Source organism: Microbulbifer variabilis (assembly GCF_052467165.1).
Window position 1 is genome coordinate 4,675,076 of sequence record NZ_CP174301.1, and the last position, 16,494, is coordinate 4,691,569.

The 16,494-nt window shown below is 43.9% G+C and carries 9 protein-coding genes; 6 read left to right on the forward strand and 3 right to left on the reverse strand.

The genetic code is table 11. The annotated features are described in order from the left end of the window. Positions 1-2 precede the first annotated feature (2 nt). The gene (locus ACJJIP_RS20815) at positions 3-998 is read right to left on the reverse strand and encodes a hypothetical protein (protein ID WP_353375851.1); all 996 of its coding nucleotides are present in this window, start codon (positions 996-998) and stop codon (positions 3-5) included. Positions 999-1,029: 31 nt separating this feature from the next. After that, a complete protein-coding gene (locus ACJJIP_RS20820; protein WP_282952050.1) occupies positions 1,030-2,376 on the reverse strand; it encodes a methyltransferase domain-containing protein in 1,347 nt (448 codons plus the stop codon). A gap of 406 nt (positions 2,377-2,782) precedes the next feature. On the opposite strand from ACJJIP_RS20820, the gene ACJJIP_RS20825 reads away from it, so the two are divergent. From ACJJIP_RS20825 to ACJJIP_RS20845, 5 genes are read left to right on the forward strand one after another with little or no spacing between them, the layout of a single operon-like run. After that, a complete protein-coding gene (locus ACJJIP_RS20825) occupies positions 2,783-4,012 on the forward strand; it encodes an NAD-dependent epimerase/dehydratase family protein (RefSeq protein ID WP_444945915.1) in 1,230 nt (409 codons plus the stop codon). A gap of 21 nt (positions 4,013-4,033) precedes the next feature. Next, the gene (locus ACJJIP_RS20830) at positions 4,034-5,011 is read left to right on the forward strand and encodes an SDR family NAD(P)-dependent oxidoreductase (RefSeq protein WP_020413907.1); all 978 of its coding nucleotides are present in this window, start codon (positions 4,034-4,036) and stop codon (positions 5,009-5,011) included. Then, positions 5,001-8,150 (forward strand): glycosyltransferase family 4 protein, encoded by a 3,150-nt coding sequence (locus ACJJIP_RS20835; RefSeq protein WP_444945916.1) that lies wholly within the window; start codon positions 5,001-5,003, stop codon positions 8,148-8,150. The genes ACJJIP_RS20830 and ACJJIP_RS20835 overlap by 11 nt, the downstream gene beginning before the upstream one ends. A gap of 12 nt (positions 8,151-8,162) precedes the next feature. Continuing rightward, on the forward strand, positions 8,163-10,271 hold the full coding sequence (locus ACJJIP_RS20840; protein ID WP_020413909.1) for a glycosyltransferase: 2,109 nt from the start codon (positions 8,163-8,165) through the stop codon (positions 10,269-10,271). Then, positions 10,268-11,506, forward strand: a complete 1,239-nt coding sequence (locus tag ACJJIP_RS20845; protein WP_211214935.1) for a glycosyltransferase family 2 protein — start codon at positions 10,268-10,270, stop codon at positions 11,504-11,506. Before ACJJIP_RS20840 ends, ACJJIP_RS20845 begins: the two co-directional genes overlap by 4 nt. 74 nt (positions 11,507-11,580) lie before the next feature. Here the strand turns inward: ACJJIP_RS20845 and ACJJIP_RS20850 are convergent, their stop codons facing one another. After that, positions 11,581-14,895, reverse strand: coding sequence for an amidohydrolase family protein (locus ACJJIP_RS20850; RefSeq protein ID WP_444945917.1), 3,315 nt, complete (start codon positions 14,893-14,895; stop codon positions 11,581-11,583). A gap of 215 nt (positions 14,896-15,110) precedes the next feature. On the opposite strand from ACJJIP_RS20850, the gene glmU reads away from it, so the two are divergent. Continuing rightward, positions 15,111-16,472: a bifunctional UDP-N-acetylglucosamine diphosphorylase/glucosamine-1-phosphate N-acetyltransferase GlmU gene (gene glmU / locus ACJJIP_RS20855; RefSeq protein ID WP_444945918.1), complete on the forward strand. Its 1,362-nt coding sequence runs from the start codon at positions 15,111-15,113 to the stop codon at positions 16,470-16,472. Positions 16,473-16,494: the final 22 nt, after the last annotated feature.

Here is a 16,494-nt window from a genome sequence, read left to right on the forward strand (position 1 = left end):
TTTTATAAAATTCCTGCCTTTATTTGCCGTGCTGTTCTGTTGAAGCGAAAACGATCATTCCTATCTACAGAAGTATTTTCATCCATTATGTGTTCGTACTCTTTCTCAACATCTTTCAAATAATCAAGAGCATCGTCCTTCCGTCCTTTCATTGCTATCAAATAAGAACGAGATAAACTCATGCGTAGTTTATATGAGTCAGATAGATGTTCATTGGGGTGCATATCGTGTAATTTCAGACACTCATCTAGTGTTGCCTCTATAAATGGATCATATTCCGCGACTTCCTTCGGAATAGACTTCTTACATTTGTATATAGAACTAGAAAATACTTGTCCATACCATTCGAAATATTTATCAAGATATCCCATGGTAACTTTAATCCAGGGAAGTCGATCAAAGAAAAAATCTTGATTAATAAAGAAAGATTTATTTTCAATTAGCTTTGGCATGAACTGCTTTGACACATGTTTGTTAAGCTCCTTTGTTTTACATACATCAATAAAACAAATCTCAATAGGATCTTCTGACCAACTAAACTCATTGAAATCACCTATATTAAGATCAACTAAGGAGCTATATGGGGAGACGCTTTCCTCCAATATGGGAACGAATGAATCACCAAACTGATAGGTAAGGGAACCACATTCCCACACCCGGTCTGTACCATTTGCAGGTTTAGGTAAAAAGCCAAGCTCATAACTGCTAATGGGCTTCCTATTTAAGATATTTGTATGCTTCTTAGAGTCAATCTCGGGATTATTGAGAAACCCTTGTGCTAATGAAACAACAGACGCTCCCATAAAGCTGCCAGCATCAATAATGAATCCATTTTTTTTATAATTTTTTGATGCTAAAGAATAGAGTAGTTTTCTTTCTGCTACAGAAACCATACCTGGTATGTCGAATACTGACTGCGGAACTTGTGCTTCGGAAAATGATATCTCAGGATGTACATAGCACCCTCTTGAAACTTCAGCATTTTCAATGGTGTACATTGTGTTACTCCAACAGATAAGTAGTAGTTGTCTATTTTGCGTAAGCTACACAGAAAACAACATTTGTTTTTAGCTCATCAAGTGTAATGTCAGGTATTGTTTCTCTAACCTTAGTTTCAATCTGTGGAGTTAACCGTTTTAGGACTGATTCTGGTGAGGGCTGTAGTTCCCAGGTTTCGATATTGAAATATTTACGTGTTAAAGCTCGTATTTCATCGATCCGAATTCGATTTAAGTGTGTATATAAGTAGTGATCGTGAGGCAGCTCCCGAACGATATTAATATGATTCCAATCGCAAAACTTGAGATGATCCGGATTGCTCTCATCAAGGAGTGATGGGTTGTGAGGTGGCATATGATGTCCACTCCAGCCATAAAAGTTATGGTGGAGAAAAACCACCTTACCGCCTTTGGCTAGTAAACTAGCAATATCCTCAAACACACCTTCAATTTCAAGAAGGTGCTCTGTTACATTGTGAAGGCATATCGTATCGAAAGTTTTGGAACCCACCAGATCGCGAGTAGAGCATTGACGTAAGTCGATGTCAGGAATTAAATCAATAATGTCCTGCCCAGACATTGGTGCATTTACCCACTTCCTAATGCGTTTATTTCTTACTCTCCTGGAGTCAAGAGACATAGCTGGGTCTACACCGGTGTAACTATTGGCACCGGCACAAAGGTACCCCATTGCATAACCACCAAAACCACAACCAACATCTAGTACATTGCACCCTCGTACATATTTGTGCAATTTCCTTGGCCAGGTGCAGTACCCAAGTTCAACGGCACTACTGATAAGATCTGAATCAAAATTTTTGAGGGCGTGGCGCACATTTGTACAGTTATGGAAAAAAGCAATCTTTGCTTGCAACTCGTGATTGTCCCAATCTTCCAGCGGTTCAATTTTTTTAAGCTGTTTTGCAGCTTTTGATCTGGAAAGTTTGGAGAAAGCAGGGTGAGATTTAGATGTATCAAGAGTTTCAATTGCTTCCCTAGCGCTGTTTTCAATACGAATAAGCTTTGTTTGTTCGAGTACCTTAAGGGCTCGCTTATGCTCGGGATTGCATTTTAGTGCAATCTTTATATCTTTTTCTGCCTGATCAATGTCACCCTTGGCAATATTTAGCATAGCGGATATTGTTCGCATACCGACATGGTGCGGATGTCTGGAAATAAATGTCAAAACATACTTATCACAATTTAAAATCGATCCTTTTTTCGATTCTGCATAGCATAAGAAATAGGTTGCCGGATGGAATGGATTCAGGTCGGCAATTGGTCGTAAAAGCTCTCTTGCCAAATCTATCTCACCAGACAAAGCTGCTTGCTTGCCTTGTTCGAAATTATCTAACTGATTGATTTCTAAAGTAGACATTTAATTTTCCAAGTAATAGTAACCAAGTAGTTTTGGCGTGGATATTAACTTGCATGCTGCAATTGGGTGCAGTTGCGCATGGTTTAAATCAAATATGGTGCAATTATATTTTATTAATAGAGAGCTATACCAAAATAATGCACTGAATATACTTATACTAATAAACATGAAATATTCATGTGTCAAAGAATAAATTTATTTTTTCTGGAAAAAGTAATCAAGCCTTGACCCAAAAAAGTTGGCGCGGATGCTAACTCGTATAACCGGTAATCCATAGTAGCGTGTGTTATAAATTGGATTTCGTAAGATGGCATGTTTCAAGTGTGCATCAGAAAATAATTATTTTTTCGCAATAAATGGATCGACTAGTAAATATAGCTAGTTACAATATCATGGAGGTGGGTCTTTGAAACTAATAATAGTTGGAGGCGATGGCTTTTGTGGGTGGCCAACCTCTTTACACCTTAGCAATCTTGGTCATGATGTTATTATTCTTGATAACTTTTCTAGAAGAAGAATTGATAAAGAGCTTAATGTTCAGTCTTTGACCCCTATATGTGAGCTGGAAGAGCGGACGGCTGCTTGGTTTGATTTGACCAGGAAAAATATTCGTTTTGTTGAAATGGATGTCTCGAAGGAATATCCAGAGCTTCTAAATTTCATAAAAGAGGAAAAACCGGACAGTATTATTCACTTTGGTGAGCAGCGTGCCGCACCCTATTCAATGAAAAGTAGTGAAACCAAGAACTATACGGTATCGAACAACATTTGTGGAACGCATAATATTCTAAATGCAATCGTAGAATCGCAACTTGATATTCACCTTATACATTTAGGTACAATGGGCGTTTATGGCTATGGTCATGAGGAGCCTATTCCTATACCTGAGGGCTATCTAGAAGTAAAAATTGATACGATGGATGGAAGAGAAATTTCTGATTCTATCGTATATCCGCCAAACCCGGGCTCCATCTATCATATGACCAAAACCATGGATGCCCAAATGTTCCAGTACTATGCGAAGAACGATAAGCTTCGAATTACTGACTTGCATCAGGGGATTGTATGGGGTACCCAAACCGAGCTATCGAGCCTGGATGAGAGACTTATAAATCGTTTCGATTACGATGGTGATTATGGCACTGTATTAAACAGATTCTTAATGCAAGCCACAGTAGGCTTTCCTCTCACTGTACATGGAACTGGAGGCCAGACACGGGCATTTATTCATATTTCTGATACCTGTAAGTGCGTGGAACAAGCGCTACTACACCCACCTTCCGAGGGGGATCGGCCAATGATATTGAATCAAATGGCAGAGACTCAGACGCTTTCTGATTTGGCAAAATTGGTTCAATCACTTACTAACTGTGAAATTAGTTATCTTCCAAATCCAAGACGAGAAGCGGAAAGAAATGATTTAAATGTACGCAATGACCTTTTACGTTCTTTCGGATGGAGGCCTGCGCTTATAAAGGATAGTCTTCTGAATGAAATTACAGAGATAACAGAGCGTTATCGAAATCGAGCAGACTACTCCAAAATTCCCTGTATATCCTATTGGACGCGAAGTAATGAGCTTGCAGATGTTTCCTATCAAGAAAAAATTGGTGAAGTAGCTGAACCCATTTCTTAGTCTTTCCAGGTGGCTAAAGTTATGCCTAAGCGCATCCTTATTACTGGTGGTTGCGGTTTCATTGGCTCGAATTTGATCAAAATCCTGAGTGAGATGGGTTTATATGATGAAATTCTGGTCTTGGATAATGAGGCTACCGGGAGTATTACTTCATTATCCCGGTATCCCCATCATTTTATTAGGGGAGATATAAGAGACCAAAAAACCGTAGACGAAGCAGTAGCAGGTGTTGATGCCATCGTCCATTTAGCAGCTGACACGGGAGTTATCGATTCAATAAAAAATCCTGCCCATAATTTTGAGGTAAATGTTCAAGGAACCGTAAATATTCTGGAAGCTATGCGCAGAAAGGGTGTTAAGTGTCTTGTTAATGCCTCAACCGGCGGTGCTATTATCGGAGACGTTGTACCACCAGTACATGAGTTAATGCCCATAAACCCGTCGTCAGCATATGGTGCATCTAAGGCCGCGGCGGAGGCCTACTGCTCCGCATATACTCAAAGTTATGGGCTTACTATTACGTCTCTAAGATTTTCGAATGTCTATGGCCCACTTTCTTTACATAAAGGTAGCGTTATAGCGGCTTTTATGAAAAGAATTTTAAAAAGAGAGCCTTGCGAAATTTATGGTGATGGTAGTCAAACACGAGATTTTATCTTTGTCGGTGATTTATGTCAGGGCATTATAAAGGCATTAGAAGCAAGGCAAAGTGGAGTTTTTCAGCTCGGTAGTGGAAGGCCAACTTCTGTGAACGAAATTATCTCTTTGCTAAAACAGATTACTGGTGAAAATGATAATTTAAAATTAGTTTACCATGGATTCAGAGTTGGAGAAGTTCGTCACAATTTTACTGATATTTCCAAAGCAAAGCAGCATCTAGGATTTTTACCAGGCACAGAACTTGTAAGTGGTATCAAAGAAACCTGGAACTATTTTATCGATAATGAAAATACGGTAGTAGGTAGACTTAATCAGAGGGTTCTAGAGAATGCAGATTGATAAATTTGCAGTCGAAGAATTTCCTGATCTCAACGCCTATGCCGGCATTGAATCGGATAATAAACTTCGTGTCTGTATTGCAACAGAAGAAATTTTAGGGCCAGTAAGGAATGGGGGTATCGCTTCAACTTATTACCATTTAGCAAAGGGCTTGGCCGCTCATGGCCATGAAGTACATGTGCTCTATTTAAAAGGGGAAAAAGTTGAAAACGAAACGCCTGAACATTGGATAGAGCATTTTTCCAGCTTTGGGGTATCCCTTCACTACTTGGCTCACGCAGAAGAGACGATCATAGGTCCCTCACAAAATTGGCAGAGACGATATAGTGCGGCTTACCGGTGGTTGGCAGAACAAGATCGGTTTCATGTTGTTCATACCTCAGAGTGGCGTGGAGGATTGATCTATGCACTTATGGCGAAGAAATTGAGGCTGGCGTTTCAGGAAACTTTATTTATTGTTAAAACCTCTTCCCCGCATCTTTGGAATCGCCACTATCAGATGCAGCCTATCTCAAAGAGGGAGCTTCTACCGGCAAGTTTTGCCGAACAGAAATGTGTTGAGTTCGCTGATATGGTCATTGGCGGTAGTGCTCACTTACTTTGTTTTATGCGTTATGTTGGTTATAAACTTCCATATGCTTCCTATGTACAACCAAATATCTTAGATTTTTCCGAAGTACATGTAGATGATCTACGCCCTGATAGAAAGCCTGGTGACCTTGTTAAAACCCAGGAACTAACTTTCTTTGGTCGGCTAGAGATGCGAAAAGGTATTGAACTTTTCTGCAATGCACTTGACCTTCTGGAACGTGCTGGGAATCCACCAGCCAAGGTGAATTTTCTTGGTAAGTATGGTGAGGCACTCCCCAATCAGAAAAATGAGAAGGTTTCAGATTATATCGAACGAAAAGCTTTGTCATGGAGCTTTGAAGTTAATTGCATAACGGATTGTAATCAACCGGAGGCTCTGTCTTTTTTATGTTCTAGAGATATGATAGCTATTATGCCTTCGCTAATTGAAAATTCCACCATGGCTGTATATGAGGCTTTAGAAAATAATATTCCCTTTATAGCCACTCGTGTTGGTGGCACACCTGAACTTATAAATGTAGAAGACCATGATACTTGTCTTATCGCTCCATACGCCCATGAGCTCGCTGAGAGATTAAGTAAAGTTCTTGAAAATGGACATAGAGTGGCTCATAGCAGCTTTGACAATAAAAAAAATCTAGATGTGTGGTATGGATTTCATGCTTATCTTGCTGATTTGTTTGCTGAGTATCAAGGTAGTGATGCCATTTACAAAGCTATAAATATTAAAGCCGAGGAACCAGAGATCATTAATGAGGCCGTAACACCACGTTTAGAAGTATTGGTCTTGTTGCGTGAAGCGAGTAATACGATAGAATTTGCGGAATCCTTGATAAGTGATAAACCTGACTCTGTCAAATTTATAATAATTGACCCGGCCTTGGAGGAAATTGCAATACAGGCCTGTGATTTACTCCAAGAATCGGGCATAGACTCAAAAGTTATTGATTTTATCGGCTTTCCTGCGGGCATTGCGTTTGATTGCAGCTTAAAGGAGAGCAACTCCGATGCTTGTATATTATGTGATGGTACAGCGTCAAGATTTGTTTTAGGATTTTGTACAGCATTACGCAAGACTCTCTTGCTAGGACAGAATTATCTTATTACAAGTTTCCTTTCTCTCCCTGACAACAAAATTGTAATGCCAATTGGAAGTGATATTGTTTCAGAAATATCATTTGGAAACTCTATCGGAACGAATGTTGTCTGCATTCCTAAAGCTGTATCTGTCAAGGTCGGAGATTTACTACCATATGATATTCGTTATGGTTTGTTGCAAGAGTATATTTTAAGGGCAAGTAAGGATTACGGACTGGAGTTAATGGTAATTCCTGAATGCTATTTAGAGAGTGAATGTTACTTAGAGGAGCTTGAAGATTCTCAGCATAATGCCAATTCAATATATCTTCGCTCAATGCCTTTGATAGAAAACGAAAACATAGCTTACCGGAAGCTTGCTCTTCTTCCTGGATCACAAGTAGTTGGATCGAGACTGAAACCAGCACTTTATCGAGATAAACAACGACATGAGGAAGAAGCTGTATGGCTTGTGCACGCCGATAGACCTAGAAAGATGAAAAATCGGAATCCAAGAGTTGTCGTTGGCTTAGATGAAAGAAATTCTCATCTGCTTTGTGTTGCAAATGGTATAGGAAAAAGACAGCTTATAGTAAATGGAGAGAGCCAGTCGATTTCTTTTGAAAAAAAAGAAGATGATCTGACTTTACATAGATTTCCTATACCTGATAGCTGGGAGGAAGGGGAACGTTTTAATATTAAATTCATTTTAGAAGAAAATGAAATGAGTTATACCCGATTTATTCGGGTTATTAAGTTATCAAAAAATGTTTTTGCAGCAATTTCTGGGAGCCCTATTTTAAATGAACTGGCCGTTGAAGAACTATTTAATCAAAAGTTAAGCTGGAGCCTTTTCTCTAAAAATGAACAATCTAATTTTGATGAGTTAAATTCTGGTGAAATGCACCAATATAGTTCAGAAAATGGTGAATTTAATCACTTGGAAGGAACTGAAGTCAGTGAAGTGAATAGTGATAAGCACTCTATAGAAGTATCTGATTCTGAACATGATTTTGCCAAAATTATTTATGATCAAAATAAAGCGGAAGAGCATGGGGTTAAATCAAGGTTCAGCTTCCAGATGTTAATGCAAAAGTCTGGTACAACTCTACAACGTTTAATGAAGGGGTATACAGGCTCTCCAATCAAGGGATCAATCCCACCCCGTGAACTTTTTGCAATTGATCCTCGTTCTATAGAGGGTTGGGCTTGGGACAGAAGCAACATAACACGTAATCTAGTTGTTGTTTTGGAACTTAATGGAACTGTGATCGCAGAGGCTACTGCTAACCGTTATATTGAGCGATTTGGTACGAGGAATCCAAAGCTGGCTTGGTATGGTTTTAGGTTTGCATTAACCCCTGATATTAAGCAAGAAAACTCTGAAATTACGATACGTGTAAAGGAAAATGGGTTAATTTTAAGAAATGGGCGTCTACGTTACCTCAAGCAAATGTTAGTAGCGATGTAAGGCCGCCATATAATGAAAGAACTTCATCAGGATATCAAATTTGAAGATACCCTGAGGTTAAGGCGTATCTGCATAATAACAGAAGATATTTTTGGCCCAATAAAAAATGGAGGCATAGGAACCGCTTATTATCATCTGGCCGTTTTTTTACAGCGTTCTGGGCATAAAGTTACTATTTGCTTTGTAAATGGCTTAGCAAAAAACCCTATAAAGATGCAAAGAACCAAGAGTTTTTTTGAAAAATATAATATTGATTTTTTTAGTATCGCCCCGCAAATTCTTGCAAAAACTGCAATGGCTCGAACTATGGCAATGCCATATGCAGCTTATGAATGGCTTAAGCAACACGAAAATTGTTTTGATGTTGTCCATGTTTCAGAGTGGCGAGGCATGGCATATATTGCTCTACTGGCTAAGAAACTTGGTATTGCATTTCAGAATATGCATTTTGCTGTAAAGGGATCCTCTCCCACGCTATGGTCTGCTGAGGGAAATCAACAGTTCCTTAAGGAGGAACGGCAGCTCGGTTGGGTTTTTATGGAGCGTAAAAGTGCTGAAATGGCGGATACGCTTATTTGTGGCAGCAACCACCTTTTTCAATGGATGGTAAGAAATAAATATAATCTTCCTGAGCGGAGCTTTTATTGGCCGAATGTCTTTATCGATGACCTGATGCCAGATAGAAAAAAAAATAACAGTAAAATTATATCGGTTACTCGAGAGTGGGTGTTCTTTGGGCGTTTAGAGCCTCGGAAGGGAATTATATTATTTGTAAATGCCCTTAATACTCTTTCTGTAAAGGGAATAAAGCTGCCAAAAATAACTTTTTTAGGTGGACTTTCTCATCGTTTTGATGCTCGTAAATTTATTGAGGAAAATCAAGGTAACTGGAAAACTAAAATTGAATATAAAAGTAATTTTAACTCGCTGGAAGCTGTAGAATACCTGAGTGGAGATGGACGCCTAGCTATTATCCCTGCTTTGTTGGAGAACTCGCCCATTGCAGTATACGAATGTCTTGCTGCTCGTATACCATTTATTGCGGCGGACACCGGTGGCACATCCGAGTTACTAGATAAAAAGAGTGTTGAAAAAATACTTTTTAAACCTAACCATATTTCCCTTGCAAATAAACTGGCAGTTCATATAAAGGAGCTTCCTTGTCCAGGTATAAAGCATGAACGGTTGAGTAAATCTATTAAAGTCTGGGAACAGTGGCATGGCCAAGAGCACCTAGTTTCAATTAAAAAGACTAAATCTACCGCTGTTTTACCTCTTATTTCAATATGCGTAACTCACTACGAGAGACCAGATCTTCTTGATCAGGCCTTAAATAGTATAGATAGACAAAGTTATAAAAATGTTGAAGTAATTATTGTCGATGACGGTAGTGTTTCTGATAATACATTGAAAGCTCTCAAGATTTTTGAAGACCGCTATAAAGATAGGGGTTGGCAATTTATTTATCAGGAAAACAGATATGTAGGTGCTGCGCGGAATACTGCAGCAAGGAATGCCAATGGTGACTATCTTCTGTTTTTTGATGATGATAATGTCATGATGCAAGATATGGTAGACAAGTTAGTCCGTGCGGCAATCTTTTCAGGTATTGATTGCTTAACTTGTAGTTCTATTAGATTTAGTGGTGCAGGAGAGCCAAATACAGCTGAGAGTAAACTCGGAACCCAGATTCGTTTTATGGGGCCAGCTAAAGCTTGGGCGACTAAGGTGAATATTGTTGGGGATGCAACTTGCTTAATAAAAACTTCCCTTTTCAAAAAATATGGAGGTTATACAGAGAGATATAGAACCGGGAAAGATGATATTGAGTTTTATAGCAAGCTAATTTTTGAAAAAGTAAAGATATCTTACTACCCAGACCCATTATATTACTATCGAACCAGTAAAAATTCTATGAAAGAGAGGAACCATTTCCAAGAGGAAGGGGAATTCCGTCAAATTAGCCCTTATTTAAAAGGATTGGATTCTGAGGACAAAAGTCTTCTATTGTTTAGAAAACAGCAGAAAGAAAACAATAAAGCTAAAGCTGCGAAGTATAAGCCGGGTATTATACAGAAAACGATGCGAAGATTGCGTAAATTCGTCAGGGTGAAAGTTTGAAGTCCATTAAGCTTATCGAAGCAGCAAAAGACACTACTTTCCCACTCATTTGTGTTTTCCGAGACGAGCTAGATATCTTACCTGTATTTCTTCATCATTATCGTTCTTTAGGCGTTACATGTTTTCACTTGGTAGATACTGGTAGCACTGATAATTCCATTGATTATTTATTGAAACAGAAAGATGTTCAACTTTATACGGTTGATGGAGGTTACCCTCAGGCTAATGCAGGGGTTGATTGGGTTAATAAAATCGCCAAGGAATATTGTTTGGGAAAGTGGACCCTTGTAGTTGATGCCGATGAGTTTCTTCAGTTACCTGCAAAAAGCAATCAAGTTTCATTGGATCAGACCACCCGCTGTATGCAAAAGGAGTTGGCTTTTGCCCTATATACACCACTGATCGATTTTTTTAGTGATAATTTACAGGGAGATCCTACTAATGCAGAAACTCTTGCTGAGTTGATGGCTATAGCTCCTAATTGTGTTCCATATAAAAGTTATATAAAGAAGCGTATACAGGCTTTCCCTTTCTTTGAGATTCGCTCTAGAGCCAGAGCACAGATATCAGGCATTTCCAACTATTTTGTAAAATCCTATAAAATACCCCTTGTGTATTGGCGACCAGATTTTCAATATATACGTTCAACACATGCGTGTACTCCGATACCCTTAAGTGATAACTGTGCATATCTTTTCCATTTTAAGTTTCGAGCTGGCTTCAAGAAAAGGCTGGAAAGAGAGTTGAAAAATCCGGATCGGATGAATGCAGATGTGTATTATATTTCAAAATCTATAATAAAAAATCAGGAATCTATTCCTAAGTACACATTGGATTTACGTACGATGAACGGGTTCCAGGGAAGTGACTGGCTGTCACCGCCGGATTTTAATAATGATTGGCAGATTGAGAATCAGTCCAAAGCTCATTACTTCGAATTAATGACAAACCAAAAGATTCCATCTGAAAGCTATCTCGCTGATAACCTGACCCGCTTGACAAAATCATTTAGTTGGCGAATTAGTAAACCTGTAAGAGGGTTTTTGTTTAATCGTGGGGTGTTACGACATGACCACTATCCCGAACGGCTTGAGCGGGATCACCCTTTGGCAGATCAGACCATTGCCATCTACGAGTCATTCTGGTGGTTAGTCACGGGAATCTTTCGGCTTCCTGTAGCAATGTACCGTGCCATTCTCTGGCACAAGTTGGGAGGGCGCAGGCGATCTAAATAATATAATTTCAAGCCAAATAAAAAGGCCGGGGATGTTTCCCGGCCTTTTGTTAACACCTCAGTATATGGTTGAGATCAGTGCACCCAGTGGTGGCGCTCCATTTTTTCTTCTACCGCTTTCGCAGTAGGAGCAGGCATCGCACTGATAGGCAGGCGTTCGTGGAAGAATGCCAAGCGTTCGCCAGCACCGACTTCGTTCATGGTTTCCGCTTCGAACACACGGCCATTAATTACCGTATAGGTAATGTTTTCGGACAGGCGTAGATTGTCCAATGGATTGCCATCAATCACGATCAGGTCAGCTAGCTTTCCTGCTTCGATACTACCGATATCGCTATCCATACCCAGGTAGCGAGCGCCGTCGATGGTACCGGCGCGGAAGGCTTCCCAGGGGGTAAAACCGCCCTGCTCCATCATCCACATCTCCCAGTGCGCCCCCAGTCCTTCGCGCTGGCCGTGGGCGCCGATATGTACGGTGACACCTTCATCGCGCAGCTGCTTGGCCTGGCGGGCCACATTAAAGTGGTTGTAGTGGGCATCTGGCGCAGTGGGGCGACGGATAGAACGAGGGTTAACGATAAAGTCGGGGGTAAAGCGGGTCAGGCGCTCGTTTTTCCATACTTCGGTACGGTCATACCAATACTCCTCACCCCAGAGACCGCCGTAGGCCACGACGAAAGTCGGCGTATAACCCACCTGGGTTTGGCTCCACAGTTGTTCCACATCGCCGTAAACATTGGCGATTGGCAGTGAGTGCTCGATACCGGTATGCCCATCCACAATCATATTCATATTGTGTTGGTACTTACCGCCGCCCTCGGGCACCACCATAATGCCGGCTTCGCGAGCTGCCTGCAGCACCTGCTGGCGCTGGTCGCGGCGGGGCTGATTGTAGCTCTTCACCGAGATGGCGCCCATTTCTTTTAGGCGGTTCACATGGAACTGGGCATCTTCCAGAGAGTTGATTTTGGCTTTGTAGCCCGGGCCTTTGGCGCCGTAGAGGATGGTGCCGGTAGAGAAAATACGCGGCCCGGTAATCAGGCCGGCCTTTTGCATTTCTGCGGCGGAGAAGATCTCGCTGCTGTCATTGGAGGGGTCGTGAATGGTGGTCACGCCAAATGCCAGGCTGGAGAACAGATTCCAGTTCTGCTGCGGGATAATTTCTTCGCGCCCTTGGGCACCGTGGGCATGGGCGTCAATCAGTCCAGGCAATACGGTTTTGCCGGTAATATCAATGCGCTTCGCTTCAGCGGGGATTTCCACTTCTGCTGCCGGACCCACCGCGACAATGCGGTTGCCCCGGAACAGAACCACGCCATCCTCGATAATTTCACGGGTGTTCTCCGCATCGCGCATAGTGACGACTTTGCCGCCGGTCAGGGCAACGAGACCTGCGCGATTGTCGAAGGGTTGCTCAAAGCTCAGGTCAATACCTTCGGAGACCGGTTCTGGCAGCGCCTCAGGGGCACCGGCGACAAACTCGAAGGCATCCTTAAGTTCGCGTTCGAACAACTTAGGTCCGTGAGCCCAGCCCAAGGTTTCGCTATCGGCGGACCAGTGCAGGTTTTCACCGGCGCGCTTGGATACCTGGGTGACTTTAACCGCTTTGCTGTCGGGGCCGATCACCTCGGACTTGCCGGTGTGCATAAAGGGAGCAACGAAGGCTCTGAAGTCCTGGGTGAAGGCGACCCACTTGCCGTCCGGGGACAGTCGGAAGGAGGTGATCTCCGCCCCGTGGAGGTGCTCGCGCTCATCTTTGCCTTCCAAGTTGGTGCTCTTCAACACACGCTTACCACCGTTGGCGCCAACGTATTCAGAGAAGTAAATACGGTCATCGGTGGCGCCGAAATGCGGCTCATAGCCAGACTTCACGACCCGTCGCTGCCAGTCACCATCGGCGTCTGCAAGATAGATACCCGGCTCTAATGAGTATTCGGGGCTCAGCAGGTAGCCGCCGGTAAAGCGACGGTAAGCCACCGTATCACCGCTGGGGGAGAAAGTTGGCTCTACGTATAGACCGCGTTGTTCGGTGATGTTTTTGCCGCGACCGTTACGAGCGGAAACCACGCGTACATGGCCAAGTTTTTGGTCATCCCAGGTGACATAGGTAATCTCGCGGCCGTTGCGGGACCAGCTGGGGTAGAACTCAAAGTGGTCATTTTGGCGAGTCAGGCGGCGGTGCTCACCGCTGTCGATATCCTGGATATAAATCTTGCCCAAGGCCTGGAAAGCGACCTGCTTGCCGTTGGGAGACTTTTGCGCCCAGCGAATCATCTTCACATCGAAGGTTTCAGGGGCCACTTCGACAGGGAAGCGTACCGCGTCGGCGACCTGCTTCTCTACCTTCACATGGGCTTCAATTGGCGCGACGCTGTCACCGTTTATTGAAATGCGCAGGAATTTACCGCCGGTCCATACGATCAGCGATTCGCCATCGGGCATCCAATCGTACTGCACATAGTTGCCGTGCGGGCCGAAGATTTCCTGCAGGTCGCGCTCAAGACCGGAATAAACCGGGGTTTCGAGGCCGGTGTTAAGGTCTTTCAGAAATAGGGAAGTCTGGTTGTCCTGGCGTCGGATAAAGGCCAGCTTGCTGCCGTCTGGAGAGGGTACAGGAGCTACTGCACCGCCGGGGCCGGAGATAAAGGTTTCCTCTTCACCGTCCTGCAGGTCGTAGCGCTTGATCGCAAAAATTTCCTTGGTGGAGTTCTTATTGTATTCCCATACGGTACCCGGTGTGGTGTCGATGGAGTAATAGACGTAGCGTCCATCTGGGGAGAAAGCCGGGTCGGCAATGTTTTTCTGGGCGATATCGCCACCAATGCGCTCTTTCAGTTGGCGGCCTTCACCTCCACCATAGTGGTACATCCAGATCTCACCGGCGGGGATACTGCGCCCGGACATAAATCCTTTGCGTGCCACCAGGTACTGGCCATCTGGACTCCAATTCGGCGAGTGCAGCAGGTTTTCCTTTTCAGTTGTGAGCTGACGTAGGTTTTCTCCATTGCGATCCATGAGCCAGATATTGTCGGCGCCGTCTCGGTCGCTGATAAACACAATAGTCTTGCCATCTGGGCTGAAGCGAGGCTGCATATTCCAGGCGATTTCATTGGTCAAGGCTACAGCTTCACCACCGGCGACGGGCACAGTGTAGATATCGCCGAGCATATCGAAGAGGATGGTTTTGCCATCCGGGCTGATATCCAGGTTGCTCCAGGTAGTCTCGCGGGTATCCAGCTGGATTGGCTTAAATTCATAAGCCGGCTTGTTGATATCCCAGGATTGCTCTTCCTTTGGGCTTTCTGCTGTCGCCGCTAGTGGCAAAGCCAGTGCCAAGGTCGTCAGTGCCAATAGATGGCGCTTCGGTTTTATCTGCTTGATTGTATTCATGGACAATTTCCCCCCACCGCTTTGCAAGGCGATGGCTTTAACTGTTCTGTTGTAGTGGGCAAGTTATTGATTTTGCGGTTGGTAAATTACCGGGATCACTGTCCGGCGGCAAACGCAATGCGCCGAGCGCCAGGCTGCCGGGTTGGGTTGAGTTAGCCTGGAGGACTGGAGACAATAGCCTCAATTTAGCGAAATTAGTGAGATTTCAAATCAAAATGACTATCGACGTTGTGATTTTGGCTGCGGGTAAAGGCTCCCGTATGCATTCAGATTTGCCCAAAGTGCTACATCCGATTGGCGGAATCCCCATGTTGGGACGTGTGATCGAGGCTGCCAGGCAGTTGGGAGAAGTGGAAATCACAGTGGTGATCGGACATGGTGCTGAGATGGTGCGGGAGCATTTCGCCGATAGTGGCGTTCATTTCGTGGAGCAGGCAGAGCAATTGGGTACTGGCCACGCCGTTGCCCAGGCAATCCCAAATTTTCGTGAGGGCGCCACAGTGTTAGTGCTATACGGCGATGTACCGCTGGTAAAATCAGGGACTCTGCAGTCGCTGTTATCGGCGGCGGACAAGGGCCCGGCATTACTTTCTGTGGAGATGGCCAATCCCGCCGGTTATGGGCGTATTGTGCGTGATGAGGCTGGCAGGGTACTCGCCATCGTGGAGGAGAAGGATGCCGATGCGGATACACTCGCTATCCGCGAGGTAAATACCGGTATTCTTGCTGCACCGGCAGAGTTGTTATCCCGTTGGCTTCCGGAGCTTTCCTGTGACAATGCGCAGGGTGAGTATTACCTGACTGATGTGATTGCTCGTTCAGTAAGTGAGGAGATGGCAGTAACCGGCGTGCGCGCCAGCGATGTCCTGGAAGTTTCCGGAGTGAACAGTCGCTCGCAACAGGCACAAATGGAGCGGGCTTTACAGCACAGTCGAGCTTTGGCCCTCATGAATGCTGGCACTACCCTGTTCGATCCAGCGCGTATTGATATCCGCGGTAGTCTCGAGTGCGATACCGATGTTTCTATCGATATTAACTGTATCTTTGAGGGGCGAGTCACTCTGGGGAAAGGCGTACAAATTGGTCCCAACTGCTTGCTGAAGAATTGTCATCTTGCAGATGGTACCCGGGTAGAGGCCAACTCCATTATTGAGGATGCCGAAGTGGGGGAAGCCTGTACCGTAGGCCCCTTTGCTCGTTTGCGTCCAGGCACAGAACTGGCAGCCGGTGCCAAAGTGGGCAACTTTGTTGAAACCAAAAAGGCGAAAGTTGGTGTTGGCAGTAAGATAAATCACCTTTCCTATGTCGGGGATGCAGTTATAGGTGAGGCTGTGAATATCGGTGCTGGCACCATCACATGTAATTACGATGGTGTGAACAAATCGCTGACAGAAATTGGTGATGGGGCATTTATTGGCTCCAATACTGCACTGGTAGCCCCAGTAAAAGTAGGCAGCGGCGCAACTGTGGGTGCCGGTTCAACGATTACCCGTGAGGTGGGCAGCGAAGAACTGGCGGTGGCTCGGGGCAAGCAGCGTAATATCAATGGTTGGCAGCGTCCGACCAAAAAGAGCTAGCCAACCCCCATCTTTCAGGAAT